The organism is Rhodococcus sp. (in: high G+C Gram-positive bacteria) (assembly GCF_049591685.1).
In the GTDB taxonomy this organism is placed as follows: domain Bacteria; phylum Actinomycetota; class Actinomycetes; order Mycobacteriales; family Mycobacteriaceae; genus Rhodococcoides.
Genome location: NZ_JBAWFH010000012.1, coordinates 1 through 2103 on the forward strand (window position 1 = coordinate 1; position 2103 = coordinate 2103).

The 2103-nt window shown below is 67.1% G+C and carries 3 protein-coding genes; all 3 read right to left on the reverse strand.

Annotated features, from left to right (window positions below; translation table 11 throughout):
- On the reverse strand, positions 1-480 hold a 480-nt coding region (locus tag WBQ44_RS00400), incomplete at its 3' end, for a LamB/YcsF family protein (RefSeq protein ID WP_495564758.1).
- An 11-nt stretch (positions 481-491) separates the two neighbouring features.
- Entirely contained in the window at positions 492-1382 is an 891-nt protein-coding gene (locus WBQ44_RS00405) for a metal ABC transporter permease (protein WP_495564759.1), read from the reverse strand.
- Between the two features lie 3 nt (positions 1383-1385).
- The coding region (locus WBQ44_RS00410) for a metal ABC transporter ATP-binding protein (RefSeq protein WP_495564760.1) at positions 1386-2103 on the reverse strand (718 nt) is incomplete at its 5' end.

Consider the following 2103-nt stretch of genomic DNA (forward strand, 5'->3'; position numbering starts at 1 on the left):
GCGCAATCCCGCGTCGCGTGCCTCGGCGAGGAAGACCGAGCCGGGCAGGCCGAGTACCGGCAACGTCGGGTCGTAGGTTCGCACGGCCTCGACCACCGCCCGAGCCTGTTCGCGGTGCGTGACGATCGCGTTGTACAGGGCGCCGTGTGGCTTGACGTAGGCGATCGCCGAACCCGCCGCCTGGGCGAGTCCGTCGAGTGCACCCATCTGATACAGCACGTCGGCCGTGAGGTCGGCCGGTTCCATGTCGATGAACCGTCGGCCGAAGCCGGCGAGATCGCGGTAACCCACCTGCGCGCCGATGCGCACCGCGTTCTTCGCGGCAGAGCGGCACGTGTCGAGGAGGGTGCGCGGGTCGCCGGCGTGAAAGCCGCACGCGATGTTCGCGCTGGTGACGATGGGCAGCATTGCGTCGTCGTCGCCGAGCTTCCAGGTGCCGAAGCTTTCGCCGAGGTCGGAATTGAGGTCGATGGTGCTCATCGACAGCAAGTTTAGTGCCGAACCGGTCCTGCCAGCACGCGTCCCGAGTTGGACGAGCGTTTCGAGCCGATTGCGCGACACAGGAGGTAGATGACGAACGAGATGGTGGTGACGAATGTCGACACCGGAACACCCGGGGCAAGCGACAGCAGGATGCCGCCGACGGCCGCGGTCTCGGCGAACAGGATCGACAGCAGGGTTGCCTTGAGCGGGCTGGCCGTGACGCGAGCCGCTGCGGCCGCAGGCGTGATGAGCAGCGAGAGCACCAGCAGTGCTCCGACGATCTGCACACCCAGTGCGCAGGCGACGCCGACGAGTACCGCGAACACCACCGACAGTGCGCGTACCGGCACCCCGCGCGCGGAGGCGACCTCGGGGTCGGTGCTGGCGAAGAGCAACGGTCGGTAGACGACCACCAGTACGACGAGCACCACGACCGCGCAGATCAGCAGCAGCTGCAGGCCGCTCTGGCCGACTCCGACGATCTGGCCGATCAGCAGCGAAAAGCTGGTACCGGTGCGGCCGGGGTAGAGCCAGATGAACAGCACCGACAGTCCGAGACCGAACGACATGATGACGCCGATGACGGAGTCGCGGTCGCGGGCCTTGGCTCCGAGCAGCGCGAACATCACCGCGGCGACCACCGAGCCGACGATCGCGCCGAGCCCGACGGTGATGCCCACGAGCAGTGCTGCGGATGCGCCCGTCAGAGACAGTTCGCTCGAACCGTGGACTGCGAACGCCCACTGCCTGCTGACGATCAACGGCCCCAGCGCTCCGGCGAGGAGTCCGAGAATGGCGGCCGCAATGAGGGCTTGCTGAACGAAGTCGTAGCTCAGCAGGTTCGCCGTGGTGCTGAAGTCGAACATCTTGGAGAAGGCGTCGACGACTTTCTCGTTCATGCGTCAGTCTTCCGTCTGTTTCGGCGCGGGTGGGTGATGGGCGCCTGCCGAACCCAGCGCGTCGATGGAGTCGCCGGTACCGACCACGACCAGTCGGCCGCGGACCTTCAGAACCTCCACCTCGGTGCCGTACAGCTCGGACAGCACCTCGGTGGTCATCACCTCGGCCGGGGTTCCGATTCGGAACTTGCCGTCGACGATGTAGACGACTCGGTCGACCAGCGGAAGGATCGGGTTGATCTCGTGGGTGACGAAGAGGACGGCCGTGTCGTGCCCGCGTCGACGCTGATCGATCAGGCCGGACACCAGTCGCTGGTTCGCCAAGTCGAGACTGAGCAGGGGTTCGTCGCACAGGAGAACAGTCGGATCGCCGACGAGTGCCTGCGCGATTCGCAGTCGCTGCTGCTCGCCGCCGGACAGGGTGCCCACCGGGGCGCCCGCGAAGGAGTTGGCGTCGACCTGGTCGATGGCGTCCTGAACGATGCGTGCGCGCTCGCGTATGCCGCGGAACCCGAGTCCCCATCGATGCCCGTCCCAGCCGAGGCCGACGAGATCGCGCCCTCGCAGCGGCAGACCCTCGTCGATGCTGCGTTGCTGCGGGACGTATCCGACTCCGGACTGGCCCCGCCGCACGGGTGCACCGGCGATGGTGGCCGTTCCGGATGTGAGCGTGTTCTGACCCAGGAGCACCTTGAGCAGCGAGGTCTTCCCGGCGCCGTTG

Coding starts and splice junctions, on each gene's coding strand:
- WBQ44_RS00405 (WP_495564759.1), bottom strand. CDS start 1,382: ATGAACGAGAAAGTCGTCGACGCCTTCTCCAAGATGTTCGACTTCAGC.